The organism is Bradyrhizobium australiense (assembly GCF_013114825.1).
Lineage (GTDB): Bacteria > Pseudomonadota > Alphaproteobacteria > Rhizobiales > Xanthobacteraceae > Bradyrhizobium > Bradyrhizobium australiense.
In genome coordinates, this window is sequence record NZ_JAAVLX010000014.1 from 97,040 (window position 1) to 117,511 (window position 20,472).

General features: G+C 62.3%; 18 protein-coding genes and 1 tRNA gene. 10 read left to right on the forward strand and 9 right to left on the reverse strand.

Annotation, left to right across the window (positions count from 1 at the left end; translation table 11 throughout):
• Nucleotides 1-217 precede the first annotated feature (217 nt).
• Nucleotides 218-2,080: a DNA helicase RecQ gene (recQ, locus tag HCN58_RS32270; RefSeq protein ID WP_171583385.1), complete on the forward strand. Its 1,863-nt coding sequence runs from the start codon at nucleotides 218-220 to the stop codon at nucleotides 2,078-2,080.
• A 15-nt stretch (nucleotides 2,081-2,095) separates the two neighbouring features.
• Here the strand turns inward: recQ and HCN58_RS32275 are convergent, their stop codons facing one another.
• On the reverse strand, nucleotides 2,096-3,109 hold the full coding sequence (locus tag HCN58_RS32275) for a 1-aminocyclopropane-1-carboxylate deaminase (RefSeq protein WP_171583386.1): 1,014 nt from the start codon (nucleotides 3,107-3,109) through the stop codon (nucleotides 2,096-2,098).
• 158 nt (nucleotides 3,110-3,267) lie between these two features.
• Between HCN58_RS32275 and HCN58_RS32280 the strand changes: the two genes are divergently transcribed.
• Both HCN58_RS32280 and HCN58_RS32285 read left to right on the forward strand, forming a co-directional pair.
• Nucleotides 3,268-3,732, forward strand: coding sequence for an Lrp/AsnC family transcriptional regulator (locus HCN58_RS32280; protein WP_171583387.1), 465 nt, complete (start codon nucleotides 3,268-3,270; stop codon nucleotides 3,730-3,732).
• A gap of 84 nt (nucleotides 3,733-3,816) precedes the next feature.
• Complete coding sequence (locus HCN58_RS32285) at nucleotides 3,817-4,410, forward strand: hypothetical protein (RefSeq protein WP_235984083.1); 594 nt, start codon at nucleotides 3,817-3,819, stop codon at nucleotides 4,408-4,410.
• Nucleotides 4,411-4,554: 144 nt separating this feature from the next.
• Here HCN58_RS32285 and HCN58_RS32290 read toward each other — a convergent pair whose 3' ends face one another.
• Nucleotides 4,555-4,815, reverse strand: coding sequence for a hypothetical protein (locus HCN58_RS32290; RefSeq protein ID WP_171583388.1), 261 nt, complete (start codon nucleotides 4,813-4,815; stop codon nucleotides 4,555-4,557).
• A 489-nt stretch (nucleotides 4,816-5,304) separates the two neighbouring features.
• On the opposite strand from HCN58_RS32290, the gene HCN58_RS32295 reads away from it, so the two are divergent.
• Entirely contained in the window at nucleotides 5,305-5,613 is a 309-nt protein-coding gene (locus HCN58_RS32295) for a hypothetical protein (RefSeq protein ID WP_171583389.1), read from the forward strand.
• A 163-nt stretch (nucleotides 5,614-5,776) separates the two neighbouring features.
• Here HCN58_RS32295 and HCN58_RS32300 read toward each other — a convergent pair whose 3' ends face one another.
• Entirely contained in the window at nucleotides 5,777-7,042 is a 1,266-nt protein-coding gene (locus tag HCN58_RS32300; RefSeq protein WP_311966925.1) for a S1C family serine protease, read from the reverse strand.
• 250 nt (nucleotides 7,043-7,292) lie between these two features.
• Here HCN58_RS32300 and HCN58_RS32305 point away from each other — a divergent pair, with 250 nt between their 5' ends.
• Nucleotides 7,293-8,519, forward strand: coding sequence for a glycosyltransferase family 87 protein (locus HCN58_RS32305; protein ID WP_171583390.1), 1,227 nt, complete (start codon nucleotides 7,293-7,295; stop codon nucleotides 8,517-8,519).
• Nucleotides 8,520-8,768: 249 nt separating this feature from the next.
• On the forward strand, nucleotides 8,769-9,749 hold the full coding sequence (locus tag HCN58_RS32310; protein ID WP_171583391.1) for a Bug family tripartite tricarboxylate transporter substrate binding protein: 981 nt from the start codon (nucleotides 8,769-8,771) through the stop codon (nucleotides 9,747-9,749).
• Nucleotides 9,750-9,845: 96 nt separating this feature from the next.
• Here the strand turns inward: HCN58_RS32310 and HCN58_RS32315 are convergent, their stop codons facing one another.
• Both HCN58_RS32315 and HCN58_RS32320 read right to left on the reverse strand, forming a co-directional pair.
• Nucleotides 9,846-10,664, reverse strand: a complete 819-nt coding sequence (locus HCN58_RS32315) for a tetratricopeptide repeat protein (protein ID WP_311966926.1) — start codon at nucleotides 10,662-10,664, stop codon at nucleotides 9,846-9,848.
• A gap of 146 nt (nucleotides 10,665-10,810) precedes the next feature.
• Entirely contained in the window at nucleotides 10,811-11,467 is a 657-nt protein-coding gene (locus HCN58_RS32320) for a FecR family protein (RefSeq protein WP_171583393.1), read from the reverse strand.
• Nucleotides 11,468-11,758: 291 nt separating this feature from the next.
• Between HCN58_RS32320 and HCN58_RS32325 the strand changes: the two genes are divergently transcribed.
• Nucleotides 11,759-14,359 carry a VCBS domain-containing protein gene (locus HCN58_RS32325; protein WP_171583394.1) on the forward strand — a complete coding sequence of 867 codons (2,601 nt, stop codon included), beginning with the start codon at nucleotides 11,759-11,761 and terminating at the stop codon, nucleotides 14,357-14,359.
• A gap of 46 nt (nucleotides 14,360-14,405) precedes the next feature.
• On the opposite strand, the gene HCN58_RS32330 is transcribed toward HCN58_RS32325, so the two are convergent.
• Nucleotides 14,406-15,398 carry a Bug family tripartite tricarboxylate transporter substrate binding protein gene (locus HCN58_RS32330; RefSeq protein ID WP_171583395.1) on the reverse strand — a complete coding sequence of 331 codons (993 nt, stop codon included), beginning with the start codon at nucleotides 15,396-15,398 and terminating at the stop codon, nucleotides 14,406-14,408.
• A gap of 217 nt (nucleotides 15,399-15,615) precedes the next feature.
• Here HCN58_RS32330 and HCN58_RS32335 point away from each other — a divergent pair, with 217 nt between their 5' ends.
• Nucleotides 15,616-16,530 (forward strand): 2-dehydro-3-deoxygalactonokinase, encoded by a 915-nt coding sequence (locus HCN58_RS32335; RefSeq protein WP_171583396.1) that lies wholly within the window; start codon nucleotides 15,616-15,618, stop codon nucleotides 16,528-16,530.
• 12 nt (nucleotides 16,531-16,542) lie between these two features.
• Nucleotides 16,543-17,181, forward strand: a complete 639-nt coding sequence (locus HCN58_RS32340) for a 2-dehydro-3-deoxy-6-phosphogalactonate aldolase (RefSeq protein ID WP_171583397.1) — start codon at nucleotides 16,543-16,545, stop codon at nucleotides 17,179-17,181.
• A 106-nt stretch (nucleotides 17,182-17,287) separates the two neighbouring features.
• Here HCN58_RS32340 and HCN58_RS32345 read toward each other — a convergent pair.
• Nucleotides 17,288-17,377, reverse strand: a tRNA-Ser gene (locus tag HCN58_RS32345).
• A 186-nt stretch (nucleotides 17,378-17,563) separates the two neighbouring features.
• Between HCN58_RS32345 and HCN58_RS32350 the strand changes: the two genes are divergently transcribed.
• Nucleotides 17,564-17,914 (forward strand): hypothetical protein, encoded by a 351-nt coding sequence (locus HCN58_RS32350; protein WP_171583429.1) that lies wholly within the window; start codon nucleotides 17,564-17,566, stop codon nucleotides 17,912-17,914.
• A 58-nt stretch (nucleotides 17,915-17,972) separates the two neighbouring features.
• Here HCN58_RS32350 and HCN58_RS32355 read toward each other — a convergent pair whose 3' ends face one another.
• Together HCN58_RS32355 and otsB are read right to left on the reverse strand one after the other, a co-directional pair.
• On the reverse strand, nucleotides 17,973-19,433 hold the full coding sequence (locus HCN58_RS32355) for a trehalose-6-phosphate synthase (RefSeq protein ID WP_171583398.1): 1,461 nt from the start codon (nucleotides 19,431-19,433) through the stop codon (nucleotides 17,973-17,975).
• 196 nt (nucleotides 19,434-19,629) lie between these two features.
• Entirely contained in the window at nucleotides 19,630-20,466 is an 837-nt protein-coding gene (otsB, locus tag HCN58_RS32360; protein ID WP_171583399.1) for a trehalose-phosphatase, read from the reverse strand.
• Nucleotides 20,467-20,472 lie beyond the last annotated feature (6 nt).

Here is a 20,472-nt window from a genome sequence, read left to right on the forward strand (position 1 = left end):
TTTGCCTTCTAACACAAATCTCACTCCGCCGTTCGCCCCGGACGCGCCGATCACCGGCAGTTGACCTCCTTGCTGCCTTTCCCGAACACGCCGCGGGAACATCGAAATCAGGCATAGACTTGCCACCATGTTTTTGGCCTATTGGATCCGCTCATTCCGCGGTGCCTGCCCCCAAAAGGCTGGCGCCACACGCCTTTAACCGGACGACCTCACCCCCATGCCTGCACCTGCAGCCCGGCGCCCTGAACCCGGCAATGCTCCCGACGCGCTGTCCGTCCTGAATTCCGTGTTCGGCCTGCCCGGCTTCCGCGGCGCGCAGGAGGAAATCATCCGGCACGTGACCGACGGCGGCAACTGCCTGGTGCTGATGCCGACCGGCGGCGGCAAGTCGCTGTGCTATCAGTTGCCGTCGCTGCTGCGCGAGGGCTGCGGCATCGTGGTGTCGCCGTTGATCGCGTTGATGCGCGACCAGGTCGCGGGACTTCTGGAGGCCGGCATCAACGCGGCCGTGTTGAACTCCACGCTGTCATTCGACGAGGCTTCGGAAGTCGAACGGCGGCTGCTCGCCGGCGATCTCGACCTGCTCTATGTCGCGCCGGAGCGATTGTTGACGCCGCGCTGCCTTGCCCTGCTCGGACAAGCCAATATCGCGCTGTTTGCGATCGACGAGGCGCATTGCGTCTCGCAATGGGGACACGATTTCCGTCCCGAATATATCGGCCTGTCCGCGATCGTGGAACGCTTTGCCGACGTGCCGCGCATTGCGCTGACGGCAACCGCCGACGAGATGACGCGGAGGGAGATCGTGACGCGGCTGGGGCTTACCGGCGCGCCGAGCTTCATCTCGAGTTTCGACCGCCCGAACATCCGCTACGAGATCGTCGAGAAGCAGAACGCGCCCGCCCAGCTCAAGGCCTTCATCAGCGAACGGCACGCGGGCGACGCTGGCATCGTCTACTGCCTGTCGCGCGCCAAGGTCGAGGATACCGCTGAAGCACTGAGCAAGGCCGGCATCCCGGCGCTGCCCTATCACGCCGGGCTCGATCCCAGCGTCCGCGCCCGCAGCCAGGATCGCTTCATCAACGAGGATGGTGTCGTCATCGTCGCCACCGTCGCCTTCGGCATGGGGATCGACAAGCCCGACGTGCGCTTCGTGGCGCATCTCGACCTGCCGAAGAGCATCGAGGCCTATTACCAGGAGACGGGCCGCGCCGGGCGCGACGGCAAGCCGTCCAGCGCCTGGATGGCCTACGGCCTGACCGACATCGTGCAACAGCGCCGCATGATCGACGAATCCACCGGATCCGATACGTTCAAGCGCGTCTCGATCGGCAAGCTCGACGCGCTGGTGGCGCTAGCGGAAACCGCGGGCTGCCGGCGCAGCCGCCTGCTCGGCTATTTCGGCGAGGAAGTCACCGGCACCAATTGCGGCAATTGCGACAACTGCCTGTCGCCGCCGCAGCTTCGCGACGGCAAGGTCGCCGCGCAAAAACTTTTGTCCGCCGCCTACCGCACCGGACAGCGTTTTGGCGCGATGCACCTGATCGACGTGTTGGTCGGCCGCATGACCGAGAAGGTCACGCAGTTCGGCCACGACAAGCTGTCCGTGTTCGGCATCGGCGGTGAACTGAACGAAAAGCAGTGGCGCGCGGTGATCCGGCAATTGGTCGCGATGGGCCATCTTCAGGCCGACAGCGAAGCATTCGGTGCGCTCAAGCTGACGGAGAGCGCGCGCGGCGTTCTGAAAGGCGAGACCGAGGTGATGCTGCGCGAGGCGGCGGCCGGCACGCGCATCCGCGCCAGCCGCGTTAAATCACGGCGCGGCGATCTGGCGCCGCGCGCCGAGACCAAGGCCGCCGATGCCGGCCTGCAGGCCGCGCTTCGCGCATGGCGCTCGGAGATCGCGCGCCAGCGAGGTGTGCCAGCCTATGTCGTGCTGCACGATTCCACCATCGACGGCATCGCCGCCGCACGGCCGATGACGCTCGACGAGCTCCGCAATATCCCCGGCATCGGCGACAAGAAGCTCGAACATTACGGCGATGAGTTGCTCGCAGTACTGCGGGCAGCCGACGCGTAAGTCTGATCGCCCACCTCATCCGTTGCGGAAGGTATAAGCGTAGCCATTAATGGCGGGCGCGCCGCCGAGATGGGCGTAGAGCACCTTCGATTCCTTCGGGAAGTAACCCTTGCTCACGAGATCGATCATGCCCTGCATGGATTTTCCCTCGTAGACGGGATCGGTAATCATGCCTTCGAGACGCGCGCAAAGCCGGATCGCCTCCTTGGTCTCTTCCGACGGAACGCCGTAAGCCGGATAGGCGTAGTCCTCGATCAGGACCACATCGTCCTCGACGATCCCCTTGCCCAGCTCGACGAGATTTGCGGTGTTGCGGGCGATCTCGAGCACCTGGGCCTTGGTCTGGGCCGGGGTGAATGACGCGTCGATGCCGATCACCTTGCGCGCGCGGCCGTCCTTGGCAAATCCGACCAGCATGCCGGCATGGGTCGAGCCGGTGACCGTGCAGACCACGATGTAGTCGAAAGCAAAGCCGAGCTCCTTCTCCTGCGCCCGCACCTCTTCGGCAAAGCCGACATAGCCGAGGCCACCATATTTGTGCACGGAAGCGCCAGCCGGAATCGCATAGGGCTTGCCGCCCTTGGCCTTCACATCCGCGATCGCCTCCTCCCAGCTCTGGCGGATGCCGATGTCGAAACCTTCATCCACCAGCTGCACGTCCGCGCCCATGACGCGGCTGAGCAGGATGTTGCCGACGCGATCGTAGACCGCGTCCTCATGCGGCACCCAGCTTTCCTGCACCAGGCGGCACTTCATGCCGATCTTGGCCGCAACCGCCGCAACCATGCGGGTGTGGTTGGACTGCACGCCGCCGATCGAGACCAGCGTGTCCGCATTGGACGCGATCGCGTCGGGCACGATGTATTCGAGCTTGCGCAGCTTGTTACCGCCGAATGCAAGGCCGGAATTGCAGTCTTCCCGCTTAGCGTAAAGCTCGACCTTGCCGCCGAGATGCTGCGACAGCCGCTCCAGCTTCTCGATGTGGGTGGGTCCGAAGGTGAGCGGATAGCGTTCGAATTTCTCCAGCATGGTCATCCCCGTTGATGGTCTGATTCGGGGAATGCCTATCACCGAGCTCTGGAAAGGTGTTCTCAAAATCGGCCACGTTAGTAGTGTTCTTGTTGCGATATTCCGAAGTTATCTTGCATGATCAACCGCCATCTGGCCCAAATCCGGAAGAATCTCTCATGCCCGGCAGACTCGATCGTATCGACCTTAAGATATTGCGCTTGCTGCAGAATGGCGGCCGGCTGACCAATGCCGAGCTGGCCGAAATGGCCGGTGTCAGTGCCGCAACCTGTCACCGCCGCACCCAGCGCCTGTTCGACGAGGGGTTCATAGCAGGGGTCAGGGCCATGGTGGCGCCACGAAAAGTCGGCAAGGGTGCGCTTGTCATGGTCGGTGTCGTGCTCGACCGCTCCACGCCGGAAAGCTTTGCGGCCTTCGAGCGGGCGATCGCGCAACTCAAATTCGTGCTGGATTGCCATCTGGTGGCGGGTGATTTCGACTATTTCCTCAAGATCCGCGTCGGCGACATGGAGGATTTCAACCGCATCCACGGCGAACAATTAATCGCGCTGCCGGGTGTCCGCCAGACCCGGACCTTCTTCGTCATGAAGGAGGTAGTCGACAACGCGCCGCTCGATTTCTGATGGCATGCGGCACTGCAAAACAAGGCTATCTTCCGCCGATGTTCTTTTGGGGAACCTTGCGAGACTATGGTCACACAGCGCGCCATGTCCTATCAACCGAACATGATCATGAAGCTTTGCCGGCAGGTTTTCGCCCTTGCCATTATTTTCACTGCAACGCCGTCCTTTGCCTCGGAAGAGCTTGTCCGGCAGGAGCCGGACACCGTCATCTTTGCAATGATGTCGGGCAAGTGCAGCACGTTGAAGGTGGCGGGCCGGGACTTCGCCTGTAGGGCGGTTGCCTTCTTCCAAACCGAGGAGGGCCGCGCCAATTTTACCATCGCCCTCGACGACCCCGGTGACGACAGCCACATCATCACCTTCTCCGGCGACAATGGGCGCAGGCCGGAGGCCAATCTGTACGAATTGCCGATCGACCGGATGCTGCTGAAAACCAAGGACAGGCCGAAGGCCGACGGTCTGCCGGTGCCGGCAATCGAATCGACCGCCGGCCTCTGCAAGCAGGTCGGAAACTTCGTGACGCTTGAGCTTTCCTCCATCTCCTGCACCGCCGTGGACCGGAACGGCAAGAAATACGAATTGCAATACGAGTCCGACGGCGCGCCGATGGCGGTGCGCCGCATCAAGCGGATGCGTGTCGGCAGCCCTGCGGTGTCGCCGTTCGACGATGTGAAATGAAAGGCCGCCGGCGGAAAACCGACGGCGGCCAGCGTCGATCCACGCATGGCTCGCGACTGCGCAGACAAGTTCAGGCTGGCTTGAAATTCCTCTTAAGGCGTGCAGGCCGTTCGTCAAAGTCGAGCGATTGCCTTCATACGGGCTTTACCGTGACGACCCGCCTCGCTCGCGCCCGCTCTTCGTCGGCAGGATGGCTGACGCGATTTCAAACGCGACAGCCCATCTCGGCTTTTCTTCCGCAGCGCCGGGCACGTTGATCTGAACGCCGCCACCGTCGCTGACGGTATAGGAAGCGGCCAGTACGGCGGCCTCGAGCGCGGCGCCCCGCGAATCATAGACGCCGCCGATCTTGATGTTGTCGGCAAACACCGACCAGCCCAGTGGCGCCTTCACGACTTCGAACACTGATCGCTCCATTAGGTCACCCCGTATCGCTTCACCTGTATCGCTTCCGGCCCTCGCCGACGCGGCGAATCCTGGCGAAGGAGGCCTGGCGCCGGGACGCTGGCTTGTCGCCGGCCGCCTTCGCTCGCCCCTCCGGATTCTGCAACCCCGTCAATGAATTCCCCGCCGGTGCCAGCGCAATTTCCTTCCGCACGGCATCGACAATTCGATCGAACTCAACTTCGCTCATCGCACGCTCCATTGCTCTAGGCCGGCATTCAGCCGCCAGGACGATAAGGATAAGAGGGACCGCGCTGACCACAGATCGCCATGCAAGTTTGTTGTTAGAAGGCTCGCCCGCGGTCGCTTCGATGGCAAAAAGGGGTCGAAATCGGGAAGCGGCCGCCTTCCGCCGTGCGAAATCGGTGGGCCCAAATGCCCCGCTGGCGCTCCCCTTGGCCCAACTTGCTCCATGCGTGCTAGATTCGGCCACGAATCAGGAGGGTTTGCATGCCGGTAGACAGTGACAGCGCCATTGCGTGGCACCGCGCCCAGCTCAAAAAGCTTCGCGAGACCTTGAAGAATATCGAGACCTCCAGGTTCATGGTGGGCGAGTCCGCTCAGTCGAGCAGGACCGGCAAGACCCAGAAGACGATTGCCGAGCTCGAGCAGAAAATCCGGCAGTCGCAGCACATCATCGCCGCCTATGAGCGGCAGACCCGGCGGCCGCTGGCGACCGACCAGCGAAGCCTTGCCAGCGTGAGCTGGAGCGCCTGGAACGCCCAGACGGCGCATGGCCGCAGCGGCAATTCGCGGTAAGCCTTGAGTGGGCGAAAGCGGCTGGGCTTTCCGGTAGGTCCAGCACCGGTTCTCGATCTGCCGGATCGTCATATCGGCGTAGCACTCGGTTCGCGGCCGAGCGCCGTCAGGCGCCCGATCGCAGGATCCCGACGACTGGCGGGCCAAAACGGCGGCGAGGCATCTAATTCTTTGCGGTCTCTTTCTCCTTCGCCTTGGCCTTGCACGAAATCAAAAATGTAAACGCCCTCGCATTGCGGGCGATTTCGGCCGTCTTCAATTCGGCCTTGGCGTCGGAGATCTGATACGGCACCACACTGTTATCGAGAAAATCGCGCAGCGCACCGGTTTTGATGGCGAAATTGATGTTCTCGGGAATGTTGCCCGTAGCCCTTACGAATTTGATGGCATTCAGTTTTGCCGCGACTACGCCGACCACGTCGCCGCTCGCGGCCAATAGCGGCCCGCCGCTATTGCCGGGTTGAACGGCAGCACTGATCTGCAGAAAGCGCGTGTCGTTCAGGATGCCGCTGAGCGAGCTCACGATCCCAGTCGTTACCGTGAAATCTGATGTCAGCAGTCCATGAAAGGGATAGCCGATCGCGACCACGCTGTCGCCGGACGGGATCGCCTTGTCCCTGATTGTGGCGATGTCCTTGAACGAACCCGTCGCCTGCAGCAGCGCGAGATCATTGGTCTCGTCGCTCGACACCAGGCGCAATTTGGCGGGCGCCTCGCCGGACAGATTGCCCAAAATATCGCCGACGCATCCCTGCACGACATGCGCATTGGTCACGAGGTGTCCGTTCGTGCTCACCAGAAAGCCGGTGCCGGTCTGGTCGAACAGCTTGTCGGGCTTGGCCGGCGCCGAGTCCGGTGTCGCCGCTGCGGCGACCGCCTTGGCGGTGGGCAGGACCGAAAAATCGCCCGCACTGGCCAATCCCGATTGCCTGATCTTGGCGACGCAATTCGCCAATACCGGCAATAGCTGCCCGGTCTGGTCGAGGTTGAACTGGAAGAGCTGACCCTGCGTGTAGGCGGTCATGGCCTTGGCCCGCCGGAACTGGCTGATCAGCGAGGAATTGCTCGGCATCGGCACGCGAACCAGCTTGTCGGCGATCGGAACGCCATGAACGTTGAACGGTTGCTGACCGTCGAATGTCAGGGTTAGTGGAAAGGCCTGCCCAGTCGTCAGGCTCCATTGTTCGTGCATGAAGCCGAGGCTCCACCCGCCGCCATGATCGATCATCACGAGAAAATAGATGCCACTGGCGTAGCGGGCGCCCGCCGCACAGTGCGAGAAGGATCCGCTTTGGTCGTTGGTGTAGGCCCCGCCCTGCCAATTGCCGATGCTGATCGAACCATAGGGTCCGCGCGCATCCGCATTCGAATTGGCAAAAATCGACCATAGCAAAGCTACGACCGCAGCAACCCGGCATGTCATAAGCATCCCCACATTCCCAGGGCGAGAATATTGCTCTTTGCAACCAGAGTCCATTTGGACAGGCGCGGTAAGCCGAAAATTCTTTCGCGGAAGCTCTCGCCATCGGGTTCACATCCGATGCGGCAGCAACGGCCTGAAGCTCACTTTCGTTAAGATCTTTGCGTCATCATTCGGCGCATCGTCTCGATCCTCGTAAGATCGAGGCTCATTCGCATCCGCCCGTAGCAAGGCGGCTCATCGCTTAGCGGGACAACGCATGGACTTGGCGCACGGCGGAGGCAACTTCGAGCAGAGGGCCGCGTTGCGTCCGCCACCCGTGGTGCTGATCCCCGGCCTGGCAATGTCGTTCTACGTCTGGCTCAATCTCTTCACAACCATCCCGTATCCGGGCAAGATCGGGCTCGACTACAACACGCTTGGCACCGACTGGATGGTTTTCTACGGCGCGATCCGCTCGGTGCTCGACGGCAATGCTCCGCTGATCTTTGACGGCGATCGCTTCACCGACTTCCTCAACACGACGTTTGCAGGCTGGCTCTCCTCGCCGCTGGAGTTCCGGCCGTGGGCTTATCCGCCGGGCTTTCTGCTGATCCTGCTGCCGTTCGCGCCACTGGGATTCTTCGGCTCCTATGTGGCGTTTCAGATCGTGACCGGCGCCCTGATGGTGGTCGCGCTGAGAGCGAGTGCAGGAACCTCCCTGTCATCAAGGGCTTTGCTCATGGTCGCGCTGGCTTGTCCCGCGTCGGCTATCAATGCGATCGATGGGCAGGCCGTCTTTCTGGTCGCAGCCCTGATCGTCGGCGGCTTTGGGCTTCTCGAACAGCGTCCCTATCTCGCCGGATTGGTGCTAGGGCTGCTGACGTTCAAGCCCCAATTCTGCATCCTGGTCCCGATCGCGCTCGTCGCGGCCGGGCAGTGGCGCGCGCTCCTAACTGCAGGCCTGTCCGCGCTGGCCATGATGATCGCGAGCGGATTGATTTTCGGATGGGACCTGTGGCTGCGCTGGTTTCCGGTCATCCTTGAAAACCTCGTTAGCCCGAACCCGAAGTGGACCGAGTACGGCCGCATGTGGGGCCACAGTGTCTACACCTGCGCGGTTCTGCTGGGCGCGCCGGAGCGACTGGCGTCGCTAATTCAATTGCTCGCCACGCTCGGCGCGGCGGTATCTGTCGTCATCGCTTTCCGGTCGCGTTTGGGGACGCGGGAAAAGACGGCGGTTTTTCTGGCGGCTACCGTCCTCGCCGCTCCGCATTCCGGACCCTATGACGCGACGCTACTGGTGATAGCGACAGCGTTCTGGTTGATGGCACGAGAGGCTCCGCTGCCGCTGTGGTGCTGGACGCTCGCGTTCATGATCTGGCTGGTGCCGATGCTGAGTCCGCCTTTGTTGTTTCCAGTCGGCAGGATCGCCCCGCTCTTACCCGTGCTGCTGATGGCGCTTCTGCTTCGTCCCGGGGTTTCGGCCCTGCCAGGCGAGCGATAGGAGCGTAACCTCGGGAATATCCCTCGGCGCAGCCGTACCAAACCGACGGCCTGCCGCCCTTTGGGAGCGACTAAACGCCCCGGTGCCGGCCCACCTCCGGCGGCTCATTTTAATGGATCATGCATGGCATATTGCATACGGTAGGCCCCTCGCCCTGCCCATTCCGGGTTATCCCCGGAACAGGGCAGCAAAAAACAATCGCGCCGCCGATGGCGGGCGCCAATTGCAAATTTGCCGGAGGAAAATGTCGTGAAGCCGAGAATTGTTCGGTGCGCCCTGCTTACATTTCTGGCGGTCGTATCCGCCGCGGCCGGTCGGGCCCAAGCCCAGTCGTGGCCGGAGAAGCCAATCACCTTCATCGTGCCGTTCGCGGCCGGCGGCGGCACCGATGCCTTTGCCCGCCCATTGGCGGCCCAGCTCGATGCGCAATTGGGCAAGCGCGTGCTGATCGAAAACCGTGCCGGCGCCGGCGGCACCGTTGGCGCTTCCGCTGCGTCGAAGGCCGCGCCCGACGGCTACACCTTCTTCATGGGCGCGGCGCATCACACCATCGCCCCCTCGCTCTATCCCAACCTCGACTACAATATCGAGAAGGATTTCATCGCGGTGGCGCTGATCGCGCGGCCGCCGCAGGTCGTGGTCGTCAATCCGGACAAGGTCGCCGCCAAGACGCTGGCCGAGTTCATCGCCTACGCCAAGGCCAATCCAGGCAAATTGAACTATGGCTCCGCCGGCGCCGGCACCACGCATCATCTCGCTGGCGAACTGTTCAAGATTCTGACCAAGACCAACATTCAGCACGTCCCCTACCGTGGGGCCGGCCCCGCGATGCAGGATCTCATCGCCGGCCATGTGCCCGTTGTCTTCGACGGGCTCGGCTCGTCGGCAGCGCCTGTGAGGGCCGGACAGTTGCGGGCGCTGGCCGTCGCCGCGCCGAAACGCGTGCCGGCGTTTCCCGATCTTCCGACCGCCGCGGAAGCGGGCCTGGCGGGATATGAAGTGTCGACCTGGTACGGCCTGTTTGCGCCGAAGAACACGCCGCCTGCGATTGTCGAACAGATGGCCAAGGAGTTGCAGAAGGCCATGCAGACATCAGCCATCAAGGAGGCCTGGGAGCGCAACGGCTCCGATGTCCCTGACGTCGCGGGTCCTGCGTTCACGAAAATGGTGTCCGCGGAAGTCGAGCGCTGGCGAAAGGTCGTGACCGAGGCGAACGTGAAGCTGGACTGAGTTGGCAGCGCTGGGCGCGGCACCCGCATTTTTCATCTCATGGCGGGCTTGCCGCGCCGGCGAAAGTGAAGGCTACTGGCAGCCCAAGCTCGCTGATCAGTTGCTGCCGCGCACGCCATAACGCACGAAGTCGTTATCGATGCCAGCCTGAATTGTCTTTGCCGCGGAGATATCGGCATCGCCGCCGGCCTTGTCCCCGCTCGCAAGCCTGGCAAGCCCGCGCCCATAGAACGCACTCGCCAGCTTCGGATCGAAGCGCAGCGCGGTGCTGAAATCCTCGATCGCCGCGCCAGCTTGCTCCATCTTTAGATGAATCAGTCCACGCGAGTCGTACGTGGCGGCGTCGTTCGGCCACGACTGAAGCACTTTATTGCAGTCCTCAAGCGCCGCTTGCAACGAGCCGAGGATGGCCCGGGTCCAGCAGCGTCCGCTCCACGCGGCTTCCAGATTGGGCTCAAGGCGAATTGCCTCGTCGTAGTCTCGCGCGGCGCGATCGTACTCGTTCTTTTTCAGGTAGACTCCGGCCCGGTTGACAAATGCCCTGGCGTAGTTCGGGTTGAGCTTGATCGCGTCGTCCAGAGCTTTGAGAGCGAGGTCGTATTCGCCTTTCCTCAAGTAAGCCGCGCCGCGGTTGTTGAAGGGCTTTGCGTAAGTTGGATCGAGCTTGATCGATTGATCGAAATCCAGGAGGGCGCGATCAATGTCTCCCATTGCCGTATGGGCGTTGCCACGATTGTTGTAGGCAATCGCAAGCGCCGTCGCCGTACCCTGACCGGAATCGATGAACGCCGTGCAACCATTGATCCTGACTGCGAACGACGTGCCATCCGAGCCGTTGCACAACGCTATGTTCTCGAGATAGTCGCTCTTCTGGGGATTCTCCGCGGCAGCCAGCGAACCCAGCAGCAGCAGCAAGGCGAAAGCAGGCGCAAGGCCCTGAATGACGCGCCCGCTCGCACTGCATTTCATATCAGGCTCTCCGATCCTGGCGCTGGCGAATAGGGAGCGATTTGAACTCCCGGACCTCGTGGGCTGACAGGTTCCTCACAACGCGAATGGGCCTAGCATCCCCGACAGATGTTCAGATTTGATTTTGGATAAGGCTTTGGGTCCGGTTGCTGTGCCGCTGGTGCGGCCAGCTTTCGCGTGACCCTGCTTTTGCCTTCTTCAATGAGAGTGGAAAATTTGACTGTCCCGTCATCCGAGATTTCGACGCGTGGCGTCGTGCCTCGAACGCCCATGGTCGCGACCGGCGTGTCGACTTTCATATCGCCGCTCTTCGCGACTTTGCCCGCGACAAAGGTGAAGGTTCCCTTGGTTAGGCTGAACAAGGTCGAGTTGGATAGACCATTTGGATCGTACACGAACTCGTTCAATGCCATGCGCGCGTTGTTCGATAGGTTGAAGGACGTGCCGTCAGTGAAGTTGATACCGACCCGGCCGTCGGCGCCGGTCGCAACGACATCGCCCTGATAGACGAGATCACCGACCTTCGCCTGACCAGCTTGATCTGTAGTACTCGCCTGGATGACCACCGCACTCGCACGTTCGATTGTGACCGAACCCGTGGCAACAACAACTTTTCCAATCGGTTTTAACGCGAGATCCTGAACGGCGGGTTTGGCGATATCGCGTTGTGCGTGAGCCGGCCCGGCGAAAAGCCCGGCTGTCGCCAGAACAAAGCCTGTCACCAATGCGGCAATAGCATTCGTGCACATGATCCCCCCTTCCTGAGAAGATCTTGCCCGAGAGACCGCTAGCGGGCTGTTTGAACCGTCGGTCAAGACGACATTAAACCTGATGTCGGGGGGAAGGCATCATCCGCCGTCCGCTCAAAAGGATTACTCCTTTTGAGCCTAAAGCCCAACGCCCATGGATTGAGCTAAGTTGAATCAGGAGATTTCAGCGGCTCGCCCCCTGGCTGGCAGCTACAAGATATTTTTGTCTCACGGGCTGGCCATAGCCAGACCAGGAAATTGCACGAAGTCAGTGGTAGACGGGGTGGAGCCATGCTCGTCCGGTCCCATGCCGAAACCGGGACGAAGTTAAGGCCGCTGCGGCCCCGCTTCCTTTCATCGGCAACGTTCAGACCGCGGGCCGGCTCCGGCCTACTTGGGCTTGCGTCCTGCGCTTCCGCTCAAGACGCGGCTACCGATTCTCGAAGCCGGGCTCGTGCCGGCAGGTTCGGCCTGCTGTGGCTCACAGCACTCACCTTCTCGCTTGTGAAGGAGGCTAAGGCCGCCGATCCTGATGTCACGATCCTGGACGACGGCAACATCACATACAAGGACCTCGAACATGGGGCATTCGAGCTGGTCACCAAGGAGGTGACCCCTCGACACATCCTCGTTGAGGATCCGGGACAGACCATCATCCTCCGTTCGCAAGGGTCCACGATCAGCGTGAATCAGAGCACGAACTCTGCTGCGCGGATGGCCGAATTGCAGGCGGCCCAGCAGGACGCGCTCGCCACGTACGAGAAGGGACTGGGGTCGACGGGTTCGGGCACGCCTCCTCCCCTTGAGCGACTGCCGGTGCAACCGATCAATTTCATTCAGATTGATGATTCTACCCCAGAGCAAGATTTGCCTGCTTCGTCCGCGGTGATCCTCGCATCAGCCCCGGAGATGATTATCGGACAACTGCCGCCTCCGCAGCCGATACCACCGACGCTGAATGCGGTGATTGGGCCGACCGAAATCGACACCACCATCTTTGATGTCTTCACCGCGACAAGCGGGACTTTCCTTGCCAGCAGCCCCAACAGCGGCGCGACACTGACCTTCGGCATCAACGGGGGAACCGCGGTCAACACCGTCATCGATGGCGTAACCTACGATGTATCAAAGGCTGGTGCCTACGGCACGCTTTACGTCGATAGCACGACCGGCGCCTATACGTTCGTTCCGGATAGTGGCGCCATCAACGCGCTGACGGCGCCCACGACCGCTGACTTCACCATCACCGTATCCGACGGCACGCTCTCGGCCGACCAAACCTTCACGATCGCCATCAACGGCACCAACGACGCGGCCATCATCTCCGGCGCCACCAATGCCACGGTGATCGAGGCGAGCGGCGTCGCCAATACCACGCTCGGCACGCCGAGCGCCAGCGGCACGCTCACCAGCACCGACGTCGATGACGCGCCCAATACCTTTGCGGCGGTTAGCACACCGACCGAGAGCGCGCGCGGCTTTGGCACCTTCACGATGACGGCGGCCGGCGTATGGACCTACACGATCAATGATTCCAACAGCGCGGTGCAGGCGCTCAATGTCGGCGACGAGTTGACCGACTCCTTCACGGTGACCACCATCGATGGCACCCCACAGGTAGTGACGCTCATCATCAACGGCACCAACGACGCGGCAGTCATCGCCGGCACCACGACCGGCTCCGTGACCGAGGACGGTGGCACCAAGTGCGACCCGGCGACCGCGACCGGCACGCTCACCGCTACCGACGTCGACAACGCGCCCGGTTTTACGGCGGTCAATTGCCCGACGACCAGCGACGCCGGCTATGGCACCTTCACGATGACGCCGGACGGCGCGTGGACCTACAAGCTCGACGACAGCAACTGCGCGGTACAGGCGCTTAATGTCGGAGACACGCTGACCGACTCTTTCAAGGTGACCTCCCTGGACGGCACCGCGCAGCTGGTGACGGTAACCATCAATGGCACCAACGACGCCGCCATCATTTGCGGAACCAAGCAAGGCTCGGTCATCGAGGCTGGCGGGGTCGCCAATTCTGTATCTTGTAAACCAACCGCGACCGGCACGCTCACCGACACTGACGTCGACAACACTCCCAACACCTTTACGGCGGTCGATTCGCCAAAGGCGAGCACGGGCGGCTATGGCACCTTCACCATGACGACGGATGGCGTCTGGACCTACACCCTCGATAACACCAACTGCACGGTGCAGGCACTCAATGTCTGCGACAAGCTGACCGACTGCTTTACGGTGACCTCCATCGACGGCACCCCGCAGGTGGTGACGATCACCATCAACGGCGCCAACGACGCCGCCGTCGTTTGTGGCGCCACGACCGGCTCGGTAACTGAAGCTGGCGCTTGCACATACGGTAAGCCGATCGCTACCGGCACGCTCACCGATACCGACGTTGACAACACGCCAAATACCTTCACCGCAGTGTGCTCGCCGATGGCGAGCGATGCGGGGTATGGCACCTTCACGATGACGACGGATGGCGTCTGGACCTACAAGCTCGACAACGCCAATTGCGAAGTGCAGGCGCTCAACGACTGCGACGGGCTGACCGACACCTTCACGGTGACCACCATCGACGGCACCGCACAGGTGGTGACGATCACCATCAACGGCGCCAACGACGCGTTCCACTTCAAGGACAATATGTCAGACGCCCGAACTTCGGATGCCATCGATCTCACAGAGGACATCCCGGCCTCGATCAGTTCCCCTGAAAACACTGCAGGAACCAGTGGACCGTTAGCGATTTCAGGGGCAGCCCAAACGATCGATATGTCTGCACAATGGCATCACTCGTCCGACAGTTTTGTTTGGGATCAGCCGGGTAACGCTGTCATTATCCAAGCGCCGCACGATCTGATCGTGTGACGGAGCTGCGGCCGGTTCAGCGCAGCGGGCCCGCCGCACGAGACCCCTACTTCGCTTCGCTCGCCTTGATTCCCGAGCTTTCAACGAGCTTTGCCACCCGCGTCAGGTCGCTGGCGAACAGGCGCGCGTGCGCCTCGGGCGACAGCTCGTTTTTCGGAAACGGCAGTGTTCCGAGTTGCTTGAGCTTCTCCACAAGCTCAGGCTCCGACAGAGCCGCGCGAAGCGCCGAATTCAGCGCATTCACGGTTTCCTTGGGCGTGCCCTTCGCGACGTAGAGTCCATGCCACATCGAGTAGCTGACTTCGGGCATGCCAAGCTCGGCGGTGGTCGGCACGTCCTTCAACTGTTGGAGCCGTTGCGGCGAGGTAATGGCGATGCCGTGCAGCGTTCCGGCCTGAATCTGCGGCAGCGCGTTGGTCACCTGATCCCACAAAAGATCGATCTGCCCCGCCAGGAGATCGGAGATCGCCGGCGCTGATCCGCGATAGGCCACAACCGTCGGTTTGAAGCCGAGCACATTGCCCATCATCACAGCGCACAAATGACTGTTGGTCCCGAGACCACCATGCGCGAAGTTCGCCTTGTTGCCCTGCGACTTGATCCACTCCACATAATCCTTCGGTCCCGCGCCGGGCATCGACTTGCGGCCGATCAGGACCATCGGCGCGTTGTTGACGAGCCCGACCGGCTCAAATGCGCTCTTGGTATCGTACCGCAAGTTGACGAACAGGCTGGGCGCCGCGAGCAGCGCGACGTGATTGATCAGAATTGTCGAGCCGTCAGGCGCCGATCGGGCCACGCGATCATTGGCCAGGGTGCTGCCGCCGCCCACCACGTTCTCGATGATGACGGTCTGGCCGAGCGTGCGCGACATCCGCTCGCCGATCAGACGAGCGACGGTGTCGGTGCCGCCGCCGGCCGCAAAGGGCACCACCAGCGTCACCGTCTTGGCGGTTGATTGCGCGTGCGCCTGCGGCGAGAGCGCCGCAATCAGGACGCCAAGGCCCGCAATCGCGCTTCTGAGCGGAAAATTGATCACGAGGGCGTCCTCCCAAGTCTTTCTTTTTGTCGCCTGCCGCGTTGTCGCGGACGTGCACCCGTTGGCGAGCCGAGCCGCGGCAAACGACGGGCAGCGCATGACCTCGGATCATGCTGATTGCGCTTCCGCAAATCAAATGGAAAGCGAACGTAGCTCGCCGGCAGATCGGCGTGGTACCATGTCCTCAAGGCGCAGATAGCATCGGGACGAACTTGACATGAGCCAGGCTGCATATGTCGCGGTCGATTGGGGGACGAGCAGTTTTCGGCTTTGGCTCGTCGACCGGGCCGGCAACGTCCTGGAGGAACGGCGCAGCCGTGAAGGCATGATGGCGGCAGGCAAGCTTGGCTTCGCAACCGTGCTGCACTCGCATCTGGAAGCCATCGGCGCCGCGGATGGACTGCCCGTTGTCATTTGCGGCATGGCCGGCGCCCGGCAGGGCTGGGTTGAAGCCGGGTATGTCGACACGCCGGCGCGGCTCGCATCGATCCTGAAGCAGGCCGTCGCGGTGCCCGGACAGGATCGTGACATCCGCATCCTCCCGGGAATAGCACAACGAGACCCTGAAGCGCCGGATGTCATGCGGGGCGAGGAAACACAATTGCTCGGCGCCTTGGGCGTGGATGCGATTGACGGCGCGCTCGTCTGCATGCCCGGCACGCATTCGAAATGGGTCAGGGCGAGTGGCGGGACCATCGAGCGCTTCGCCACGTTCATGACGGGCGAGCTGTTCGATGTCGTGTCGCGCGAAACGATTCTGTCCCACGCTGTGGCGGGCGCCGACGAGGCCGAAGACATCGATGCATTCAAGTCGGCGGTCATGGCCGCGTTCGAGACGCCTGCGTTTGCCGCCAATCTGCTGTTTCAGGTGCGATCGGGCCAGCTCCTCTACGGCGGCACGCCGTCCTCGGCCCGCGAAAAAATATCGGGCACGCTGATCGGTCTCGAATTGGCGGCGGGGCTCGCCGACGAAGCTCCTAAGGCGGGCATCACGCTGGCGGCCTCAGGACGGCTCCAGATGCTCTACCAATTGGCATTTGACACGGTTTCCGTTCCTGTCCGATCAATCGGTGCCGAGGATGCGGTCCGCCGCGGCCTCGCGATCGCCGCTCACTCGATTTGGAACGTATGAAGGATCAGCTGAATGAGTGTTGTCCCATTTCCCCCGATGAAGCGTCCGCTGGTCGCGATCCTGCGCGGCGTGAGGCCCGAGGAGGCGGAGGATATCGTCAGCGTGCTGATCGACAGCGGCATGACGGCGATCGAAATCCCGCTCAACTCGCCGGAGCCATTTCGCTCCATCGAGATCGCCGTCAAAAAAGCCCCTGCCGGAATCCTGGTTGGGGCAGGCACGGTCTTGACGCTGGAAGCTGTCGAGCGGCTCCATGATGTTGGCGGCCGGCTTCTCGTGACCCCCAATGTCGATCCCGAAATCATCGCCGGCGCCCGGGCACGCGGCATGGTCACGATGCCCGGCGTCTTTAGCCCGACGGAAGCGCTGCTTGCCGCCAAGGCGGGCGCCTCGAGCCTCAAATTCTTCCCCGCGAACGTACTCGGCGCGGCGGGGATCACCGCCATTCGCGCCGTGCTTCCCGCAGACCTGATGATCGCCGCCGTGGGTGGCGTCTCCGACAAAAACTTCGTGGATTACACGCGGGCCGGCATTCTGGCGTTCGGCCTCGGCAGCAGCCTCTACAAGCCCGGCATGATGGCGGCGGAAGTGGCTGTTCGCGCCAAGGCAACGATCGAGGCGTATGACGCGGCCATTCAACAGGCGGGGTAGAGCAGCGAGAGTCCGACCCGCCCGCCGTTGCTGCGCAGCTATGGCGTGGCCTTCGCGTGCGCTCCGGTCGCGGGCACGCCGCGCCGAAGCGCAAGCGATGAGCGGCTGGCGGAGAGAGTGGGATTCGAACCCACGGTACGGTTTCCCGCACACACGCTTTCCAAGCGTGCGCCTTAAGCCACTCGGCCATCTCTCCGGAGGCCCTCTCTTGAAGGGGCAGCACTGATTTTGCAAGGGAAGCCGGGCAGGGCCGCTAAAATTTCCACAATCCCTTGAATTTATTTGGCAATTTGGCTCGGATGATCGGGGCTTTCCGGGCGCTTGAACCGGAATCCGACCACGATCGACGACCATGGTGGCAATTCAATCGGTCGAGGACGGCATGATCATCCCGCGGGCGCTTCTGTTCGCTATCCTGACATCGGCATTTGCGGGCGCCGCGGCGGGCCCGGCGATGGCGCAGGCCTGCACGCGTCAGGGCGTGGACGTGAGCTGCGATGACGGCCGACGCGGCATCTTCGCGGGCGACGCCATCGTGTGGGCCGACGGCTCGCGATCGAGGCTGGCCTCGCCACATCCGAGCGTCATCATCGGCAACAAATCGTCCGTCGTCATCGGCCCCGGCGTGTTCGCCGGCTCAGGCAAGGGCAACGGCATGGTGCCGATGGAAAATCCGAGCGCGCCGAACAAGGCGCGCTGCCCGGTGCTGGATGGCGTGTCGTATTGCTATTGAGGCAAGTACTTGCGGCTCCTCAGGATGAGGGATGGCCTGGGCGAATTGCTCCGAGCCTCTAATGATATCGCGCGTTGTTATTGCCAGCGGAACGAAGCGGCCATAGCGCGGGTTCCGCCATCACAGGCGCCATTTCGCTGCGGTCGAGCTGGCTTTCGCGCAGCGCATCGGTGAAGTCGGCGAACCATTGCTGGATGGTATGGCCGCGCAGCTTCGCCATCATCGCTTCCCAGCGCATCCGCCGTTCGGTGAGCGGCATCGACAGCGCGATCGCGATGGTGCGCGCCATGCCGTCGATGTCGTGCGGATTGACCAACAGCGCGGTGTCGAGCTCGTTGGCGGCGCCGGCGAATTTCGACAGCACGAGCACGCCGGGGTCGACCGGGTTCTGCGCGGCGACATATTCCTTGGCGACGAGATTCATTCCGTCCTGCAGCGGCGTCACCACGCCGACCTGCGCGGTGCGATAGAGGCCGGCGAGCACGGCCTGGCCGTAGCCCTTGTTGAGATAGCGGATCGGCGTCCAATCGACTTCACCATGAACGCCGTTGACGTCGCTGACCAACCTTGCGACCTCGCCCTGCAGGTTGCCGTAGGCCTCGATCGCGCCGCGCGACGGCGTTGCGATTTGCAGCAACGACACCGTGCGCGCCAGCGACGGATGCAAGGTCCACATCCGGTCGAACGCCTTGATGCGGTTGATCAGGCCCTTGGAATAATCCAGCCGGTCAACCCCGATCGCAAGCTTCTCGCCATTAAGGCTGCGCCGCAGCCGCGAGACATCCGGATGAGTCGACGCCTTCATCGCCAGTTGCGCGAATTGCTGGGGATCGATGCCGATCGGAAATACCGCGGCGCGCGTGCGGCCGTAGCGCGAAATGATGACGCTGTCATGCACGACGAGGCCAAGATCGGACTGCGCGTAAGACAGGAAGTTCTCGCAGTCTTCCTCGGTCTGGAAACCGATGAGGTCGTAGGCCAGCATCGCCTCGACCAGCTCGCGATGGTGCGGCACGCCGCCGATCACCGAACGGGCCGGCCACGGCGTATGCAGAAAGAAGCCGATCGGCTCGGTCAGGCCGAGATCACGCAGTTCGGCGCCGAGCGCGAGGAAATGGTAGTCCTGAATCCAGAACGCGGAATCGGCTTTTCGGAATCGCAACAGCGCGCGCGCCATGAAGGCGTTCACTTCGCGATAACTGAGATAGTCCTCCTGCGAGGCGCGGATCAGGTCGGCGCGCGAATGCAGCGCCGGCCACAACGCGGAATTCGCAAAACCTTCGTAATAACCGCCATAATGCGCGGCCGGCAAATCCAGCATCGCAAGTGCACCAGCGCCGAGCGCCTCGATCTCGGCAAATGGTTCCTTCTGGTTCCCGTCGCGGACTCGTCCGCTGGAACCGACCCAGATAGCGCCCGATTTCTCGACGATCGGCAACAACGCCGCCGCGAGTCCCCCCGTCATGGGTTCATTGGGCTGTCCGCGCGAAACGCGGTTTGAGACGACGACGAGGTTCACAGGTCCCCTCCTGTTGGCACGCCCGCATTAACAACCATTCATCAATATGGTTCCTGATCACCCTTTCAACGAATTGAAACCAAATTCGGGCTGTGGCGTGCCGGAACTCACCGGAACTCACGAAAAATAAAATTTGCCGCGAACTTGGGCGTCAAGCGCGAGAATCTATGTTCGAAACTCGACGAGACGAAAAATATTATGGCAGCGATGCGTCCCTTTCGTCGTCAAGCAGGTGAGCGAGGAATTCACGCACGTCGCTCGGCGCATCGAAGTGCCCGGCCACGCCCTTCGCGCGGCGGCCGACGGAGAAGGCCAGGCCATCGAGGTCGGGCATGATCGCAAAGACGCTCTCGTCGGTGACGTCGTCGCCGATGAAGAACGGACGGCGTCCCTTGAAAGGTTCGCGCGTCATCAACTCGCGCACGCCGCTCGCCTTGGTGAAGCCGGAATGCTTGATCTCGCAGACGCATTTGCCGGGCAACACTTCGATCGGCGCGTTGGGAAGATCGGCCCTGATCAGCGATACCGCGGCATAGATCGCCTTCTCGGCGTGCGGCGCGAGGCGATAGTGCAGCGCCAGCGAATAGCCCTTGTCCTCCAGCAATATTCCCGGGCTCAGTTTCGCGATCGCCGCCAGCCGGCGCTTCAATTCCTTGTCCATCGGCGGCGCGTGCGCGGCTACTGCCTCGCTGTCGGTTTCGATCCGCATCTCGGCCCCGTGGCCACCGACTGCCGGGAATAGATCGGGCGCGAAAATCAGATCGATATCGTTGAGAGAGCGGCCGCTGACCAGCGCCAGCGCGCCATTGGTGCGAACCAGCAGGCGATTCATGGTTTTCGCCAGTCCCGGCGGCACCCAGACTTCGCGCGGCGTCGGCATCAGGTCGAGCAGCGTGCCGTCAATATCGAGCAGAATGGCGGACTCGCTTAGGTGCGGTACCAGCGAACGCGGCACCGGAACGGTTTCCGGCGCGGCGTCGTCTTCGCGGATGATATCTTCTTCCAATGGCATTTCCAACAGATCCTCGTTCATCTCATC